Origin of the sequence: Enterobacter sp. UNJFSC 003 (genome assembly GCF_036903355.1) — a bacterium.
Lineage (GTDB): Bacteria > Pseudomonadota > Gammaproteobacteria > Enterobacterales > Enterobacteriaceae > Enterobacter.
The window spans coordinates 443,503-461,437 of record NZ_JBAKHK010000001.1 but is presented as its reverse complement, the minus strand read 5'-3'; the positions used below and the strand labels follow the sequence as shown (position 1 = coordinate 461,437).

Here is a 17,935-nt window from a genome sequence, read left to right as displayed (position 1 = left end):
AAACTCTTATACTTTTCTTTCATTATGCAAGCAATTTATACAGAGTATATTTACCTTATACCGGTTAGCAATATAAGAATATTTTTATTTAGATTTTATGAGTCAGGTTTGAAACACGCGCTGCCAACAGGGATATACTTGTGCAAAGCGACAATGAATTTTTTATTTTGATTCTTTAACCCGCTACTGCGATACGTTTCTCCGGGGAGAACGTAACGGATAGTGGCCTCATCATCCGTTGAATTGCACCCCTGCTGCACAATGATTTTAAAAAACGTGTTCCCGGTATTTCTAAGCACCCCTGCCCGCTCATCCAGGGTATAGCGCAGGTCGATCTTTCTCGGGCGAACCACCAGTATCGTATCCAGGGCGATAGCCGGTATCGCTTCGCTTCTTTTCCCTCCGTTGCGCTCCGGAAACATCGTGACGGGCAGCTCCGTGAACTGCACCCGGTAATAGCGCTCCTTATCATCCTGCGGGCCGCGGTAGAAAATCTTAAAAAACTCCCCGGCATCAGGCGCCAGCGAGAACGTCAGCGGCGCAAAAATCAGCTCTCCTTCTTCTATATCCTGGCGCTTCTCCCCGCCCGGCCCGGGCTTATCAATTTTCACCGCAGAAATGCGATACACATTCTGCTTTTTGCTGTCGTTAAAAATGCGTTTGCTTATGAATGACTTGTCCGCAGGCATCTCATAAATCGTGGAATCGAGATGCAGGGCGTGCGCCGAAAAGCTCAGCAGCGCCGCACTGATGATTGCCGCATACCAGCGCTTCATTTGGTGACGCCCAGCCAGTTCGCGGTGACTTTGATTTCGCCGCTGGCGCTAACCACGCCTTCCCAGTCGGAGCCTGCAGCCGTCAGCGCCGAGCGGGAGTCATTCATCGGGAACAGCAGCGATAAGCCGGTGCTGAAGTAGCTTCCGTCGTCGGTGTTATTCGCATCCCACGGCGTTTGCTGCCACAGCGCATCGTTGAGGCTGATGGGCGCGTCGCCGCAGCTATTGCGCACCTGCGTCACGCTACCCGACTGGTTGCTGTACTGAAGATACGCCGGGATCGGCACGCTGATCCCGCCCTGCGCGGAGGTAAACAGGCAGTATGACGTATTGTTAATGGTCGTAGTGTCCCCCGTAACCTGGGCGGTAATACTGTCCGCCTGACGCGGGCCGGAAACAGTGACGACATAATCCATGCCAATCGGGGTATCATCGCCGATGGTGCCGCTGCCGCTTGCCGACGTGGTGTTATTCGACGAGACAATGCTGATTCCATACTCCTTCGGAATAATGTTCAGCTGCAACGATGGCGTGAACTCGTAATGCCCCGACTCCGGCGTTAAGCCATTGCGGAAGGCAAAGGTAAAAGGCTGACTGTTGGTAATGCTGTAGCCCGAGTCGACAAGGTTTTTAAGAAACGTCTTCGACAAAAAGAGATAGACGTAGTGGCCGTCCGTTGAGAAAACATTGTAATAGGCCGTCGTCGCGCTGAAGTTATACCAGTTCGAGCCGTTGCCGGAATAACGTACCGTTGACGCCGCCGGGGTGAAGCCCAGCGCGGCGGAATCGATATAGGCCCTGAAGGTGAGCGAAGCGGTCAGATTCGCGGTCTGCTGAAGGCTGTAGCTGACCATTTTACAAATCACACCGCTTACGTTTCCGACAACCCCCAGCTCGCAGGCGCCGGAGTCATTGGTAATGCTCGGCGTCCCGTCGCTGGCGATCCAAAGCTCCTGAAAAGCGCTGGTCGATTCCAGCGCCAGATGGCCGCGCTTGGTTAAGGTATAATTCACGTAGTTCCAGCGCCCGCTACTTTGATCCTTACAGCGCGCGCCCCCCGCGTAATCATAGTTAACCGAGGTATAGCAGCGGTTAAAGACGTAAGTTTCGCTGCTGCCAGTCGGCATCGCGCGGAAATATTCGTAGGCCGAATCGCTCAGCGACGCAAAGCCGTACGCTCCGCCCACCACGCCCGCGACCGAGCCGACCTGAGCGTGGTAGAAACCGTTGCTGTCTCGGCCCTGACCGGAGATATAGCCGGACGTTGGGCATTGCGTACCGCTGTAACAGCGGATGCCGTTAAACGGCCCGTCAATCGGCGAATTATCGATCCACATATCCTGATAGTTATTCGCCGGAGCCGTCCAGCCTACGTAGCCGAGATAGCCGAGGCTCACCTGCGAGGTGCCGTATTTCACCCAGGTATTGGATCCGCTAAAGCGAGGATCGAGCGCGGAGGGGGTAATAAAATACTCACCGTCCACGGCGTTTTCAATAAACAGAAAGTTATTGCTGACCGAGCCGGACGATGACGCGGTCAACGCTTTCGCCGCCTGTGGCGTCAATGCACACGCAACGAGTAACGGAAGAATTAGGTTAACATTTTTCATAGCATTATCTCTGCGCCATAGTCGATTGCAGTGCGCATTGCACGTCCCCGACCCACGCTGCGCCGCGGGCTTTTTCCAGATCTAAATCGGCTTCGCAGATGTTGCCATTCGCCGAAACAAGGGTAATGGCGGGGAATGTCTTATCGATATCAATCGCGAACTCACCTTTCGCATCGGTGCGCGTTTTACCGATGTGGTTATGAATATCGGTATTGGCCGCGAGCTGCCCGTTCGGATAGCGCACGCGCCCGAAGACGGTCACCATGCTTTTCACTTCCGGCGCCACCACACCAACGTTGCCCGGATAGAGGTTCAGCGACTGCTTACGCCCGGAGACGATATCGAAGCTGTCCTCGGAGTTGCGGTCGTTCATGATCTCCAGCTTGTACTGGGCGTACGGCGGTAGCGCGATAAAGCTCGATTTGCCGCTCAGGACGTAGTGACGGTTATTGATTTTTGCCGCCAGCTTGCCGTCCCCTGCCAGCCCGGTTTTCACGATGATGCCGGAACGCTGGCGCTCTTTGCTGAGGCCGAAATCGCCCCCCGCCCAGGCAACCGAACCCTGGGATGAGAAGTTCAGGTTGGTGGCGTTATCCGCCGATCGGGTAATGGAGACCGTCCCGGCGTTGTATTTGGTGGCGTAACTCATGTTGCCGTTCACGGAATAATCGTTGCCGTAGTTCTGCTCGCCGCTCAGGCGGGTGGAGGCCGCGATCCCCGCCGAGGTAATTGGCCCGTCTTCAAATTGCTTGCGGGCGCTGATGTTGCCCTGCGTTGCACCGTAACGATCCCGCGATGCCCCGACGCTCAGCCAGGAGGCCAGCGGCAGCGAGAAGTCGAGGCTGACGTAACGCTCCTGACGACCGTCGTCATTACGGTTGTTGTAGTAATAGCGCTGCACCCCCGCGCGCAGGCCGACGGTGGCGTAACGCCCGGCGTATAGCGTGGTGCTGTAATCCAGGTTGCGATATTTGTTGCCCGAGTAGCGGTTTTCCGTCTGGCTCACCGTCAGCGATCCCCCGTGCGGAATAAAGCGCCCGAGGTTAATCGTACCGCCAATTGAGTAGTTATCGCGCTCCTGCACCGGCAAATGGTCGCCAATTTTGCTGTCCTCGCGTGACGCCCACACCGAGCCAAACCCGCCGGGAGCGTTGAGGCTCACGCTGCTGACGTTGCGCCAGGTGCCGTCGTTTGCCACCAGCGTTTGAGTGCCCACGCTCACGTATTCATTGACGTTTAAGGTCAGGTCGGTTTCGTTCACGACGTTGGAATCAAAGCCGTACAGCGTGGACTTCACGTTCAGGCCTGAGAGTATCGCCAGCGTCAGAGAGGCCGCGCCGCCGGCAATCCAGGTCTGCTCGCTGCCTGCATTGTGGTAGTGATTGCGTTTGTAGCTTACGCGATCGTAATCCAGCGATCCGCCGAACACCTGCCATGAGAGCTGGTCCAGCCCGGCGGCCTGCTGGCGCGCGAAGATTTTATTCACGCGGCTGACGCGGGTGTTCACCGTGCGACCGTTCACCACGATATCCACCGTCACGTCGTAAACCCCGTAGGGAAAACGGCTGGTGTCAATTTCGTAGCTGCCCATGTTGAAGTTCTGCACGCTCAGCAGGCGCCCGTCGCGGAAGACGTGGACTTCCCCGGCGGCCGGAAGAAAGACCGTAATGGGTGTCAGCGACAGTGCGGTATTTTCCACCACTGTGCTCCCTTTGTTGCCGTAGCTGGCACCGTAGATTTTTCCGCCGTTCAGCGCGTTCAGGCTGGCAATGGACTGCACGTTCCACGTATCCAGCATCCCAAGCGCCAGGCGATAGCCCTCGTAGTCGCGTTCGTACATCGCGCGATACACCTTGCTCGAACTGTTGCTCTGGCCAATACCATATACCGAACCGTTAATATTGAAGTGATGCTCCCGACGCGACAGGGTGTTATCCAGCGTTAAATAGCTGCGCGAGCTGCTGCCGTTCTGATAGTCGTTGTAATAAGTGCCGAAATTGTAATTAAGCACGTTAGAGAGCCTGTCCACGCTGGACGGGCCTAATAAGGTGCTGCGCGCCACTACCGCCTCAGTCAGCGCGTCCCGGCTGACGATCATCTCCAGGTGAAACGACGAAACGTTCAGCTGCAGCCTGGCTTCCGGCGTCAGGGTAATCGCCGTGTTATCGACAAACTTAGCGTCAGCGATTTTTTCCACCATGGCGCGGGTTTTATCCGACAGCACGGCGTTATTTGGCAGGTCGGCAACCATAATCGACTTCACGGTAATATTCCCGTCGACCAGAGAGATCACCGCGTCCGCAATTTTCTGCTGACTCTTTTCGTCCGTTTCCTGATAGCGAATAAATACCGGAACCGTCATTCCCTGCTCCAGCGAACGGGCAAACGCGCCAGGAATAACGTATTTCCCGATCTTCACGGGCGCAGAATGTGCAAAGCCTGGTGTTAACGCTAACGAGAGAAATACACTTCCCCCAACGAGATATTTAAATGACATACGCATCCTTACACATCGGCATTTTAATTTTTGGTACCGGTAATGGCGTTATGTTTTTACTTCACTGTAATAAATTGCTTGCCGTGCCAGATGCCAATGCGGGTACGGCTATTCGACACATCGCTTTTTTGCAGCCTTATTTTTGTGCCCGGCATGACGTAATAACGCTCGCGGCAGCCCCTGCCCTGATCCTGTGCCTTGTCCTTACAGGCGCCATAGGCAATCACACGAAAGGAAACATTGCCGGTATTGGTAATCAGGTCGCCCTGACGGCTGTAGTCGAAGCGCTCCTTGCGCGGAGCAACCACCAGAATGGTGCCAATTTCCGCAGAAGCCGTGGCCGTCGCGGCCTTACCGGCTTTGGTTGTGGCGCTTTCACTGATCGGCTCGTCTATCCACTGCAGGCGGTAATAGCGCTCTTTATCATCCTCCGGGCCTTTATAGAAAAAGCGGAAAACGTCTTTTGCCTCGCCTGGAAGAATAAGGTTGGCGGGAGTCGACAATAATTCACCGGGATTAACGTTCAGCTCTACGCCGCCGGGCAGCGGAGAAGAGAGTTGTTTTACCGTCACGCTTACGTAGCGCGCGGAATCAGTCGTGTTGATAATTTCTTTCGATAATGAACTCGCTTCGGAAGTCATTATCGACGTGATATCACCCACATTAATTGCCCAGCTGGAAAAGGATGTGGCAACCCCTACCAACATGGCTATTGGCACATATTTAGTCATTACTTATTTCCTGAGAAAATTCGGGAGAGTGACTCTCCCGAATTTTATTCATTACGCTGGCGTGGTCCAGGTCGCGTTGAACTGTACTTTCACATCGCCAGTCCAGTAGCCGTCAGGCAGCGCTGAGTAATCTGTTACCGGAGTCGTACCGTCAGAGGTAGCTGAGGAGATGGAGAACTTGAAGCTGGACTGATCGCTCACGCGCTCAGCACCGTTATAAGCACCATCCGCCATCAGGCTTTCGAGGCCAGCGGTTGAAGAGGAGTTAACCAGTACGGTCTCAGACGCGCTTGAAAGCGCATTGCCGTTCCATGCCACACCTACGTCCAGCGTAGACGCATCACCGCTTGCGTTGGTCAGCGTATTGCTGATGACCTGTGCAGTCAGCTCGAAATCTGTCGCACTTTCTTGTCCCTGAATGGTTACGTCAAAAGCGCCGTCCTGAGTGTTAAACCCGTTCAGACCTTCCGCATACTGGAAAGTCAGAGAGTTCAGCGGAGTAACAACCAGCATGCTGGTCGTATCTTTTGTAGCAGTAGCATCCCATGACGCTGTAGCAGATGCAGTCACATCAGCCATTGCATTTGCTGCTGCAAATACAGAAACCAGAGAGGCCACCAGTAATAACTTTTTCATTTTTTTCTCCTGAGAACAAACGCGCAACCAGGCACTCTTTATATAAGAACCTGGCTACTCCATTTAATTGCGAGCGAGATTTGCCGCGCCAAAAAAGTATTATTCGAAAAAACCTTCCTCACAACACTATCAAATACAAAAAACCTTACCACTCCTAAGAAATCTCTTATCAATAATTGGCTGGCAACGCTCATTAACAACATTAAAATCTAAATTATAGGAAATTAATGGATTTTAATTCCAAATTAAACACACATTAAGAATTTTAAATCTGTTTTGCTTTTTTGATACAAATCAAAATAGAAAAAGAATGCAAAAAAGCAAAAAAGCATTGTGAATCAATTAACTATTGAACCTGACTTAAAATAAAAATATTTGTTAAATTTTTGCTAAAAATATGCATCAATTTAGTAAGCAAGGGAAAAATCCTATGCCATATTAATAATGACAGGAATATTCCTGGACTATTAATTAATAATAAATGCTGAGTAACGGGTTATATTTCTCATCTGAACGGAGTGGCTTCAGAATATTCTACAAATAAAGAATATTCCTGGATTAAACAGAATCCGCATAGTGACACGCAACGAAGCCGCCACCGGCACCATTCAGACCATTCCTGACAGTCTTCCATATTTCCTCCATTTTTCCGCTGTGTTGCCTGACTAAACTAGTATCATTCCCCGAAGTGTTTCAGGATGAGAACGTATAACGATGAAAAGCAGTCACAAATCCCGCTGGGCAATCACCGCTGGCATCATTGTGGTGGTCCTTGCCGCCGCCTGGTACTGGCACAGTAAATCGTCAGAGACCGCCGCACCCGCAGGTGCCAGCAGTCAGCCGCAGCGTGCTTCGGGCGGGGGACGTCACGGTATGCGCGGCGGCGCGCTGGCACCGGTACAGGCAGCTACCGCCGTAAATAAAGCCGTTCCGCGCTATCTCTCTGGCTTGGGTACGATTACCGCGGCAAACACCGCCACGGTGCGTAGCCGCGTCGACGGTCAATTACTGGCGATACATTTCCAGGAAGGCCAGCAGGTCAAGGCCGGTGATTTGCTGGCCGAAATCGACCCGAGCCAGTTTAAGGTCGCTCTCGCCCAGGCGCAGGGCCAGCTTGCCAAAGACAAAGCCACGCTCGCTAACGCCCAGCGCGATTTGGCGCGCTACCAGCAGCTGGTGAAAACAAACCTCGTATCGCGCCAGGAGCTGGATACCCAGCAGTCGCTGGTGAGCGAATCTCGGGGCACCATCAAAGCCGATGAAGCGGCGGTTGCCAGCGCGCAGCTTCAGCTCGACTGGAGCCGCATCACCGCCCCGATTGACGGGCGCGTCGGCCTGAAGCAGGTTGATATTGGTAACCAAATCTCCAGCGGCGATACCACCGGCATCGTGGTTATTACCCAAACCCACCCAATTGATCTCGTCTTTACCTTGCCGGAAAGCGATATCGCCACCGTGGTTAAGGCGCAAAAGGCAGGTAAAGGGCTGGCGGTGGAAGCCTGGGATCGCACCAATACGCAGAAGCTCAGCGAAGGGACGTTGCTGAGCCTGGATAACCAGATTGACACCACAACCGGCACCATCAAGCTAAAGGCGCGCTTTAACAACCAGGATGACGCCCTCTTCCCGAACCAGTTCGTGAACGCGCGGATGCTGGTTGCGACGGAAGAAAACGCGGTGGTGATCCCAACCGCCGCGCTGCAAATGGGCAATGAAGGTAACTTCGTCTGGGTGCTCAATAGCGACAACAAGGTCAGCAAACATCTGGTGAAAACCGGGATTCAGGACAGCCAGACGGTGGCGATCAGCGCGGGTCTTTCTGCTGGCGACCGCGTGGTAACGGACGGCATAGACCGCCTGACCGAAGGGGCAACGGTGGACGTTGTTGAGCCGGTGAAACAGGGAGCGAAAGCCTGATGCAGGTGATGCCGCCAGGCTCTACAGGTGGGCCGTCACGCCTGTTTATTTTGCGCCCTGTCGCCACGACGCTGCTGATGGTGGCGATCCTGCTGGCCGGAATTATCGGCTATCGTTTCCTGCCCGTGTCGGCGCTGCCCGAGGTGGACTACCCGACGATTCAGGTTATCACCCTCTACCCGGGAGCCAGCCCGGATGTGGTGACGTCCGCCATTACCGCCCCGCTGGAACGGCAGTTTGGCCAGATGTCTGGCCTGAAACAGATGTCCTCGCAAAGTTCGGGCGGGGCGTCGGTGGTCACGTTGCAGTTCCAGCTGTCGCTGTCGCTGGACGTCGCGGAGCAGGAGGTGCAGGCCGCCATTAACGCCGCTACCAATTTGCTGCCGTCCGATCTGCCCAACCCGCCGGTTTACAGCAAAGTAAACCCGGCCGATCCGCCGATCATGACGCTTGCCGTGACGTCATCCGCCATGCCGATGACGCAGGTTGAAGATATGGTTGAGACCCGCGTGGCGCAGAAAATTTCGCAGGTCTCCGGCGTGGGCCTGGTGACGCTGGCCGGCGGTCAGCGTCCGGCCGTGCGCGTGAAGCTTAACGCGCAGGCCATCGCCGCGCTGGGGTTAACCAGTGAAACGATCCGCACCGCCATCAGCAGCGCCAACGTCAACTCGGCAAAAGGCTCGCTGGACGGCCCAACCCGTGCCGTTACGCTCTCCGCAAACGATCAGATGCAGTCTGCCGATGAATATCGTCAGCTAATTATTGCTTACCAGAACGGTGCCCCGGTTCGCCTGGGCGATGTTGCCACCGTGGAGCAAGGCGCAGAAAACAGCTGGCTGGGCGCCTGGGCGAACACGCAGCAGGCGATCGTGATGAACGTCCAGCGCCAGCCGGGCGCAAACATCCTTGAAACCGCAGACAGCATCCGCGCCATGCTGCCGCAGCTGATTGAAAGCCTGCCCAAATCCGTCAACGTGAAAGTGCTTTCTGACCGCACCACTAACATTCGCGCCTCGGTAACCGATACCCAGTTCGAACTGATGCTGGCGATTGCGCTGGTGGTCATGATTATTTATCTGTTCCTGCGTAACGTGCCGGCGACCATTATTCCCGCCGTCGCCGTCCCGCTCTCGCTGGTGGGTACGTTTGCGGTAATGGTGTTCCTTGATTTCTCGATCAACAACCTGACGCTGATGGCGCTGACCATCGCCACCGGCTTCGTGGTGGATGACGCCATCGTGGTGATCGAGAACATCTCGCGGTATATCGAGAAAGGCGAAAAACCGCTGGCCGCCGCGTTAAAAGGGGCGGGTGAAATCGGCTTTACCATTATCTCCCTCACCTTCTCGCTGATTGCCGTGCTGATCCCGCTGCTGTTTATGGGCGACATCGTCGGGCGTCTGTTCCGGGAATTTGCCGTTACGCTGGCGGTCGCGATTTTGATCTCTGCCGTGGTATCGCTGACCCTGACGCCGATGATGTGCGCCCGCATGCTGAGCCACGAGTCCCTGCGCAAGCAGAACCGCTTTTCCCGCGCCTCTGAGCGGATGTTCGAGCGCATTATTGCCACCTATGGCCGCCTGCTGGCGAAGGTGCTCAATCATCCCTGGGCGACGCTGGGCGTAGCGCTGGGAACGCTGGCCCTGAGCGTGATGCTGTGGATTCTTATCCCTAAAGGCTTCTTCCCGATTCAGGACAACGGCATTATTCAGGGTACGCTTCAGGCTCCCCAATCGGTCTCTTTTGCCAACATGGCGCAGCGCCAGCAGCAGGTCTCAGAAATCATCATGAAGGATCCGGCTGTGGAGAGCCTGACGTCCTATGTCGGCGTCGATGGCACCAACCCGGCGCTGAACAGCGCGCGTCTGCAAATCAACCTTAAACCGCTTGATGAGCGCGATGACCGCGTTAATACGGTGATTGAACGCCTGCAAAACGCGGTCGATCGCGTGCCGGGCATCGCGCTGTACCTGCAGCCGATTCAGGATTTGACCATCGATACCCAGGTCAGCCGCACGCAGTACCAGTTCACCCTGCAGGCCACCACGCTTGACGCGCTGAGCACCTGGGTGCCGCAGCTGGTGGATAAGCTGAAAACGCTGCCGCAGCTTTCCGACGTCAGCAGCGACTGGCAGGATAAAGGGTTAGCCGCGTACGTGAACGTTAACCGCGATACCGCCAGCCGTCTGGGCATTTCCATGGCGGACGTCGATAACGCTCTGTACAACGCCTTTGGTCAGCGTCTGATCTCCACCATTTATACCCAGGCCAACCAATATCGCGTGGTGCTGGAGCACAATACCGACAACACCCCGGGGCTTGCTGCGCTGGATTCGGTCCGCCTGACCAGTAAAGACGGCGGCATTGTGCCCTTAAGCGCCATTGCGAACGTGGAAGAGCGCTATACCCCGCTGTCGATCAATCATCTGGATCAGTTCCCGTCCACCACCATTTCGTTTAACGTGCCGGACGATCATTCTCTCGGCGAAGCGGTGGAGGCCATTCAGGCGGCTGAAAAAGCACTCAGCTTCCCGTCCGATATTCAGACCCAGTTCCAGGGCAGCACGCTGGCGTTCCAGGCCGCGCTGGGCAACACCATCTGGCTGATTGTCGCTGCCGTGGTCGCGATGTACATCGTGCTTGGCGTGCTGTACGAAAGCTTTATCCACCCGATCACCATCCTCTCTACCCTGCCGACGGCGGGCGTCGGTGCGCTGCTGGCGCTGATGCTGGCGGGCAGCGAGCTGGACGTGATTGCAATAATCGGCATTATCCTGCTGATCGGGATCGTGAAGAAAAACGCCATCATGATGATCGACTTTGCGCTTGCCGTCGAACGTGAACAGGGCATGTCTCCGCGAGACGCCATTTTCCAGGCGTGTCTGCTGCGTTTTCGTCCGATCCTGATGACCACCCTGGCGGCTTTGTTAGGCGCGTTGCCGCTAATGCTCAGTACCGGCGTCGGGGCTGAACTGCGTCGTCCGTTAGGCATTGGCATGGTCGGCGGCCTGCTGGTCAGCCAGGTGCTGACGCTGTTCACGACGCCGGTCATTTACCTGCTGTTCGACCGTCTGGCGCTGTGGACGAAAAGCCGCTTCCCGAAACGTGAAGAGGAGGCATAAGTGAGGTTTTTCGCGCTCTTCATTTATCGCCCGGTGGCGACGATTTTACTCTCGATCGCCATTACCCTGTGCGGCGTGCTGGGCTTCCGGCTGCTGCCGGTCGCGCCGCTACCGCAGGTGGATTTTCCGGTGATCATGGTCAGCGCCTCGCTGCCTGGCGCATCACCGGAAACAATGGCCTCCTCGGTGGCTACACCGCTGGAACGCTCGCTTGGGCGCATTGCCGGGGTCAACGAAATGACCTCCAGCAGCTCGCTTGGCAGCACGCGCATCATTCTGGAATTCAACTTCAACCGGGATATTAACGGCGCAGCACGCGACGTGCAGGCAGCCATTAATGCCGCACAAAGCCTGCTGCCGAGCGGGATGCCGAGCCGCCCGACCTACCGCAAAGCTAACCCGTCCGATGCGCCGATTATGATCCTGACGCTGACCTCGGACACCTATTCGCAAGGCCAGCTATATGACTTTGCGTCAACCCAGCTGGCGCAGACTCTCGCCCAGATTGACGGCGTGGGTGATGTGAGCGTCGGGGGAAGCTCCCTGCCCGCCGTGCGCGTGGGGTTAAATCCGCAGGCGCTGTTTAACCAGGGCGTGTCGCTGGACGATGTGCGCACCGCCATCAGCAGTGCCAACGTGCGTAAACCGCAGGGGGCAATTGAAGACACTCGCCATCGCTGGCAAATCCAGACCAACGATGAGCTCAAAACCGCAGCCGAATATCAGCCGTTAATTATTCACTACAATAACGGCGCGGCGGTGCGCTTAAGCGATGTCGCCAGCGTCACCGACTCGGTGCAGGACGTGCGCAACGCGGGGATGACCAACGCCAAGCCGGCGATTTTGCTGATGATCCGCAAGCTGCCGGAAGCCAACATTATCCAGACCGTGAACAGCATTCGCGAGCGGCTACCGGCGCTGCAGGAAACCATTCCGGCAGCCATTGATTTGCAGATTGCCCAGGACCGATCCCCGACTATCCGCGCCTCGCTTGAAGAGGTCGAGCAGACGCTGGTTATTTCCGTTGCGCTGGTGATCCTGGTGGTGTTCCTGTTTCTGCGCTCCGGTCGGGCGACGCTTATCCCCGCGGTTGCCGTGCCGGTCTCGCTGATCGGCACCTTTGCCGCCATGTACCTGTGCGGCTTTAGCCTCAACAACCTGTCGCTTATGGCCCTGACCATCGCCACCGGTTTTGTGGTGGATGACGCCATCGTGGTGCTGGAGAACATCTCCCGCCATCTGGAAGCGGGCGTGAAACCGATGCAGGCGGCGCTCCAGGGCACGCGCGAGGTGGGCTTCACCGTGCTCTCCATGAGCCTGTCGCTGGTGGCGGTCTTTCTGCCCCTGTTGCTGATGGGCGGCCTGCCGGGACGGCTGCTGCGGGAATTCGCCGTCACGCTTTCGGTCGCCATCGGTATTTCGCTGGTGATATCGCTGACGCTCACGCCAATGATGTGCGCCTGGATGCTAAAGCGCAGCAAACCGCATTCACAGCCGCGTCGTAAAGGCTTTGGCCGTTTCCTGATGGCAATGCAGGAGGGTTACGGAAAATCGCTGAAGTGGGTGCTCAACCACACCCGCATTGTCGGGCTAGTGCTCATGGGCACTATCGTGCTCAACGTCTGGATGTACATCACCATCCCGAAAACCTTTTTCCCGGAGCAGGACACCGGCGTGCTGATGGGCAGTATTCAGGCCGATCAGAGCATTTCGTTCCAGGCGATGCGCGGAAAACTGCAGGACTTTATGAAGATCATCCGTGAAGATCCGGCCGTCGATAACGTCACCGGCTTTACCGGCGGGTCACGCGTCAACAGCGGAATGATGTTTATCACCCTCAAACCGCGCGGCGAGCGTGAAGAAACTGCGCAGCAGGTGATTGACCGCCTGCGCGTGAAGCTCGCCAAAGAGCCGGGCGCAAACCTGTTTTTGATGGCCGTTCAGGATATTCGCGTGGGTGGCCGCCAGGCTAACGCCAGCTATCAGTACACCCTGCTTTCGGATGATTTAGCCGCCCTGCGCGAATGGGAGCCGAAGATCCGCAAGGCGCTGGCCGCCCTGCCGCAGCTGGCGGACGTTAACTCAGACCAGCAGGATAACGGTGCAGAGATGGCGTTAACCTACGATCGCGAAACCATGTCACGTCTGGGCATTAACGTTGAAGCCGCCAACAGCCTGCTGAATAACGCCTTCGGCCAGCGCGAAATTTCCACCATCTACCAGCCGATGAACCAGTACAAGGTGGTCATGGAGGTCGACCCGCGCTACACCCAGGACATCAGCGCGCTGGATAAGATGTTTGTGATTAACGGCGACGGCAAGGCGATCCCGCTCTCTTACTTCGCCAGCTGGCAGCCGGCCAACGCGCCGCTCTCGGTTAATCATCAGGGGCTATCGGCGGCGTCGACCATCTCATTCAACCTGCCTACCGGATCGTCGCTTTCTGAAGCCAGCGATGCGATTAACCGGGCGATGACCCAGCTTGGCGTGCCCTCCACCGTGCGCGGCAGCTTTGCCGGTACCGCGCAGGTATTCCAGGATACGATGAATTCGCAGGTGATCCTGATTCTGGCCGCTATCGCGACGGTCTATATCGTGCTCGGCGTACTGTATGAAAGCTACGTTCATCCGCTGACGATTCTTTCAACCCTGCCGTCGGCGGGGGTTGGGGCACTGCTGGCGCTGGAGCTGTTTGGCGCGCCCTTCAGCCTGATTGCGTTAATCGGCATTATGCTCCTCATCGGCATAGTGAAGAAAAACGCCATCATGATGGTCGACTTCGCACTCGACGCCCAGCGCAACGGCAATCTGACGCCGGAAGAGGCGATATTTCAGGCCTGCCTGCTGCGATTCCGCCCCATTATGATGACCACGCTGGCGGCGCTGTTTGGCGCCCTGCCGCTGGTGATCTCCGGGGGTGACGGTTCCGAGCTGCGCCAGCCGCTGGGGATCACCATCGTTGGCGGCCTGGTCATGAGCCAGCTGTTGACGCTCTATACTACGCCGGTGGTGTATTTGTTCTTCGACCGTTTGCGCCTGCGTTTTTCACGTAAAAACAGAACCACGGTGACCGAGTAAATGACCGACCTACCCAGCAACGTTCGCTGGCAGCTATGGATTGTCGCCTTCGGCTTTTTTATGCAGTCGCTGGATACGACCATCGTTAACACCGCTCTCCCCTCAATGGCGAAAAGTCTGGGCGAGAGTCCGCTGCATATGCATATGGTGATTGTCTCCTACGTGTTGACGGTGGCGGTGATGCTGCCGGCAAGCGGCTGGCTGGCGGATAAAGTGGGGGTGCGGAATATCTTCTTCACCGCCATCGTGCTGTTCACCGTCGGGTCGCTGTTTTGCGCTCGGGCGAATACGCTCGATCAGCTGGTCATGGCGCGCGTGTTACAGGGCGTTGGCGGTGCGATGATGGTCCCCGTCGGGCGCTTGACGGTGATGAAGATTGTCCCCCGCGAGCAGTACATGGCGGCAATGACCTTTGTGACGCTGCCGGGCCAGGTCGGCCCGCTGCTCGGTCCGGCGCTGGGCGGCATTCTGGTGGAGTACGCCTCCTGGCACTGGATTTTCTTGATCAACCTGCCGGTGGGCATTATCGGGGCGATTGCCACGCTAACCCTGATGCCGAACTACACCATGCAAACGCGGCGCTTTGATTTCTTCGGTTTTGTTCTGCTGGCCGCCGGTATGGCGACGCTGACGCTGGCGCTCGATGGGCAAAAAGGGTTGGGGATATCGACTCTAACGCTGAGCATTCTGGTCGCGCTCGGGATCACCACCGTTCTCTGGTATCTGCGGCATGCCAGAGGGAACGATAAAGCGCTGTTCAGCCTGAATTTGTTTAAAAATCCGACCTACCGTCTGGGTCTGCTCGGCAGCTTTGCAGGACGCATCGGCAGCGGCATGCTGCCGTTTATGACGCCGGTATTTTTACAGATTGGAATGGGGTTTTCGCCGTTCCACGCGGGGTTAATGATGATCCCCATGGTGCTCGGCAGCATGGGGATGAAGAGCATTGTGGTGCAGGTGGTAAACCATTTTGGCTATCGCCACGTGCTGGTGGCCGCCACGCTGGGGCTGGCGCTGGTCAGCCTGCTGTTTATGGCCGTGGCGCTGATGGGCTGGTACTACGCCCTGCCGCTGGTGCTGTTTTGTCAGGGAATTATCAATTCCATGCGCTTCTCGTCCATGAACACGCTCACGTTGAAAGATCTGCCGGACGAGCTGGCGAGCAGCGGTAACAGCCTGCTGTCGATGGTCATGCAGCTCTCCATGAGCGTGGGCGTCACCGTTGCCGGGTTACTGCTCGGCATGTACGGACAGCACCATCTGAGCATCGACACGCCGGTCGCCCATCAGGTGTTTTTGTATACCTATCTCAGCATGGCGGTGATTATCGCCCTGCCCGCCTTCATCTTCGCCAGAGTGCCGGATGATACCCGTAAGAATGTCGTCATCCGACGCGGCAAAAGGAGTGCACCATGAAATTCTGGCGTCCCGGCATCACCGGCAAGCTTTTCGTGGCGATTTTCGCCACCTGTATCGTACTGCTGATCACCATGCACTGGGCGGTGCGGGTCAGCTTTGAGCGCGGCTTTATTGACTACATCAAACACGGCAATGAGCAGCGCCTGCAGGGGCTGAGCGACGCGCTGGCTGACCAGTATGCCCAGCACGGCAACTGGCGTTTTCTGCGCAATAATGACCGCTTTATTTTCCAGATCCTGCGTTCGCTTGAGCACGATACCGGTGACGATCGTCCGGGTCCCGGCATGCCGCCGCACGGCTGGCGCACCCAGTTTTGGGTGATCGACCAGGAGATGCGCGTCCTGGTCGGCCCGCGCGCGCCGGTTCCCCCGGATGGCACAAGGCGTGCCATCACTGTGAACAACGCGACCGTCGGCTGGGTTATCGCCTCGCCGGTGGAGCGCCTGACGCGCAACACCGACATCAACTTTGACCGCCAGCAGCGCCGGACAAGCTGGCTGATTGTCGCCCTCTCCACGCTGCTCGCTGCGCTCGCCACCTTCCCACTGGCGCGCGGCCTGCTCGCCCCGGTGAAGCGACTGGTGGAAGGCACGCACAAGCTGGCCGCCGGGGATTTTTCCACCCGCGTGGATACCCGCAGCCAGGACGAACTCGGCAAGCTGGCGCAGGACTTTAACCAGCTCGCCAGCACGCTTGAGAAAAACCAGCAGATGCGCCGCGACTTTATGGCCGATATTTCACACGAGCTGCGCACTCCGCTGGCGGTGCTGCGCGGCGAGCTGGAGGCCATTCAGGACGGCGTGCGCCAGTTCACGCCCGAATCCGTGGCTTCGCTGCAGGCTGAGGTCGGTACGCTGACCAAGCTGGTGGACGATCTGCATCAGCTGTCCATGTCCGACGAAGGGGCGCTGGCCTACCAGAAAGCGCCTGTGGATGTGATCAACATTCTGGAAGTCATCAGCGGCGCGTTCCGCGAACGCTTCGCCAGCCGCAACCTGAAAATTGATCTCTCACTTCCGGACAGCGCCGTGGTGTTCGGCGACAAAGATCGCCTGATGCAATTGTTCAACAACCTGCTGGAAAACAGCCTGCGCTATACCGACAGCGGCGGCGGGCTGCATATTTCTGGTCGACAGGAAAACGGGCGTTTTGCCCTCACCTTTGCAGACTCCGCCCCTGGCGTGCAGGACGCGCAGCTGGAAAAGCTCTTTGAGCGTTTTTATCGCACCGAAGGTTCACGCAATCGCGCGAGCGGCGGTTCCGGCCTGGGGCTGGCGATTTGTGTGAACATCGTCGAAGCGCATAATGGCACGATCCGCGCCGCCCATTCGCCTTTTGGTGGGGTTAGCATTACAGTAGAGTTACCTCTGGAACGGGATTTATCGAGAGAAGCATGACCGAGTTACCGATTGACGAAAACACCCCACGCATTCTGATCGTGGAAGACGAGCCTAAGCTTGGACAGTTATTGATCGACTATTTACGGGCGGCAAGCTATGCCCCGTCGCTTATCAGCCATGGCGATCAGGTATTGTCGTACGTGCGCCAGACCCCGCCGGATCTGATCCTACTGGATTTGATGCTACCCGGCACCGATGGCCTGACCCTGTGCCGCGAAATTCGTCGCTTCTCTGACGTGCCCATCGTGATGGTGACCGCCAAAATCGAAGAGATAGACCGCCTGCTGGGTCTTGAAATCGGCGCGGACGATTACATCTGCAAACCCTACAGCCCGCGCGAAGTGGTCGCCCGCGTGAAGACCATTCTGCGCCGCTGCAAACCTCAGCGCGAAATACAGGCGCTGGACGCGGAAAGCCCGCTGATTGTCGATGAAAGCCGTTTCCAGGCGAGCTGGCGCAGCAAGCTTCTGGATCTCACGCCTGCTGAGTTCCGCCTGCTGAAGACCCTCTCTCATGAGCCGGGAAAAGTTTTCTCCCGCGAGCAGCTGCTTAACCACCTGTATGACGACTACCGCGTGGTGACCGACCGCACAATCGACAGCCATATCAAAAACCTGCGCCGCAAGCTGGAGGCGCTTGATGCCGATCAGTCGTTTATTCGTGCAGTGTATGGTGTGGGATACCGATGGGAAGCGGATGCGTGCAGGATTGCGTAACTTTTCGCCGCTGAAACCCGCCTCTGGCGGGTT

The 17,935-nt window shown here is 56.8% G+C and carries 11 protein-coding genes; 6 read left to right on the top strand and 5 right to left on the bottom strand.

Annotation, left to right across the window (positions count from 1 at the left end; translation table 11 throughout):
• Positions 1 to 95 precede the first annotated feature (95 nt).
• Genes V5P19_RS02060 through V5P19_RS02040 form a run of 5 tightly spaced genes read right to left on the bottom strand, consistent with a single transcriptional unit; the run spans position 96 to position 6,250 of the window.
• Positions 96 to 776: a fimbria/pilus periplasmic chaperone gene (locus V5P19_RS02060; RefSeq protein WP_334399659.1), complete on the bottom strand. Its 681-nt coding sequence runs from the start codon at positions 774 to 776 to the stop codon at positions 96 to 98.
• The gene (locus V5P19_RS02055; protein ID WP_334399657.1) at positions 773 to 2,386 is read right to left on the bottom strand and encodes a fimbrial protein; all 1,614 of its coding nucleotides are present in this window, start codon (positions 2,384 to 2,386) and stop codon (positions 773 to 775) included. Before V5P19_RS02055 ends, V5P19_RS02060 begins: the two co-directional genes overlap by 4 nt.
• A 4-nt stretch (positions 2,387 to 2,390) precedes the next feature.
• Complete coding sequence (locus V5P19_RS02050) at positions 2,391 to 4,883, bottom strand: TcfC E-set like domain-containing protein (protein ID WP_334399655.1); 2,493 nt, start codon at positions 4,881 to 4,883, stop codon at positions 2,391 to 2,393.
• A gap of 56 nt (positions 4,884 to 4,939) precedes the next feature.
• Entirely contained in the window at positions 4,940 to 5,614 is a 675-nt protein-coding gene (locus tag V5P19_RS02045) for a hypothetical protein (RefSeq protein ID WP_334399653.1), read from the bottom strand.
• A gap of 51 nt (positions 5,615 to 5,665) precedes the next feature.
• Positions 5,666 to 6,250, bottom strand: a complete 585-nt coding sequence (locus tag V5P19_RS02040) for a common pilus major fimbrillin subunit EcpA (RefSeq protein ID WP_334399651.1) — start codon at positions 6,248 to 6,250, stop codon at positions 5,666 to 5,668.
• A gap of 714 nt (positions 6,251 to 6,964) precedes the next feature.
• Between V5P19_RS02040 and V5P19_RS02035 the strand changes: the two genes are divergently transcribed.
• From V5P19_RS02035 to baeR, 6 genes are read left to right on the top strand one after another with little or no spacing between them, the layout of a single operon-like run.
• On the top strand, positions 6,965 to 8,167 hold the full coding sequence (locus V5P19_RS02035) for an MdtA/MuxA family multidrug efflux RND transporter periplasmic adaptor subunit (protein WP_334399648.1): 1,203 nt from the start codon (positions 6,965 to 6,967) through the stop codon (positions 8,165 to 8,167).
• Positions 8,167 to 11,289 carry an MdtB/MuxB family multidrug efflux RND transporter permease subunit gene (locus V5P19_RS02030; RefSeq protein ID WP_334399646.1) on the top strand — a complete coding sequence of 1,041 codons (3,123 nt, stop codon included), beginning with the start codon at positions 8,167 to 8,169 and terminating at the stop codon, positions 11,287 to 11,289. The genes V5P19_RS02035 and V5P19_RS02030 overlap by 1 nt, the downstream gene beginning before the upstream one ends.
• Positions 11,290 to 14,367: a multidrug efflux RND transporter permease subunit MdtC gene (gene mdtC, locus V5P19_RS02025; protein WP_334399644.1), complete on the top strand. Its 3,078-nt coding sequence runs from the start codon at positions 11,290 to 11,292 to the stop codon at positions 14,365 to 14,367.
• On the top strand, positions 14,368 to 15,783 hold the full coding sequence (locus tag V5P19_RS02020) for an MFS transporter (RefSeq protein ID WP_334399642.1): 1,416 nt from the start codon (positions 14,368 to 14,370) through the stop codon (positions 15,781 to 15,783).
• Positions 15,780 to 17,183 carry a two-component system sensor histidine kinase BaeS gene (gene baeS, locus V5P19_RS02015; protein ID WP_334399640.1) on the top strand — a complete coding sequence of 468 codons (1,404 nt, stop codon included), beginning with the start codon at positions 15,780 to 15,782 and terminating at the stop codon, positions 17,181 to 17,183. The genes V5P19_RS02020 and baeS overlap by 4 nt, the downstream gene beginning before the upstream one ends.
• A complete protein-coding gene (baeR, locus tag V5P19_RS02010; RefSeq protein WP_334399638.1) occupies positions 17,180 to 17,902 on the top strand; it encodes a two-component system response regulator BaeR in 723 nt (240 codons plus the stop codon). Before baeS ends, baeR begins: the two co-directional genes overlap by 4 nt.
• Positions 17,903 to 17,935 lie beyond the last annotated feature (33 nt).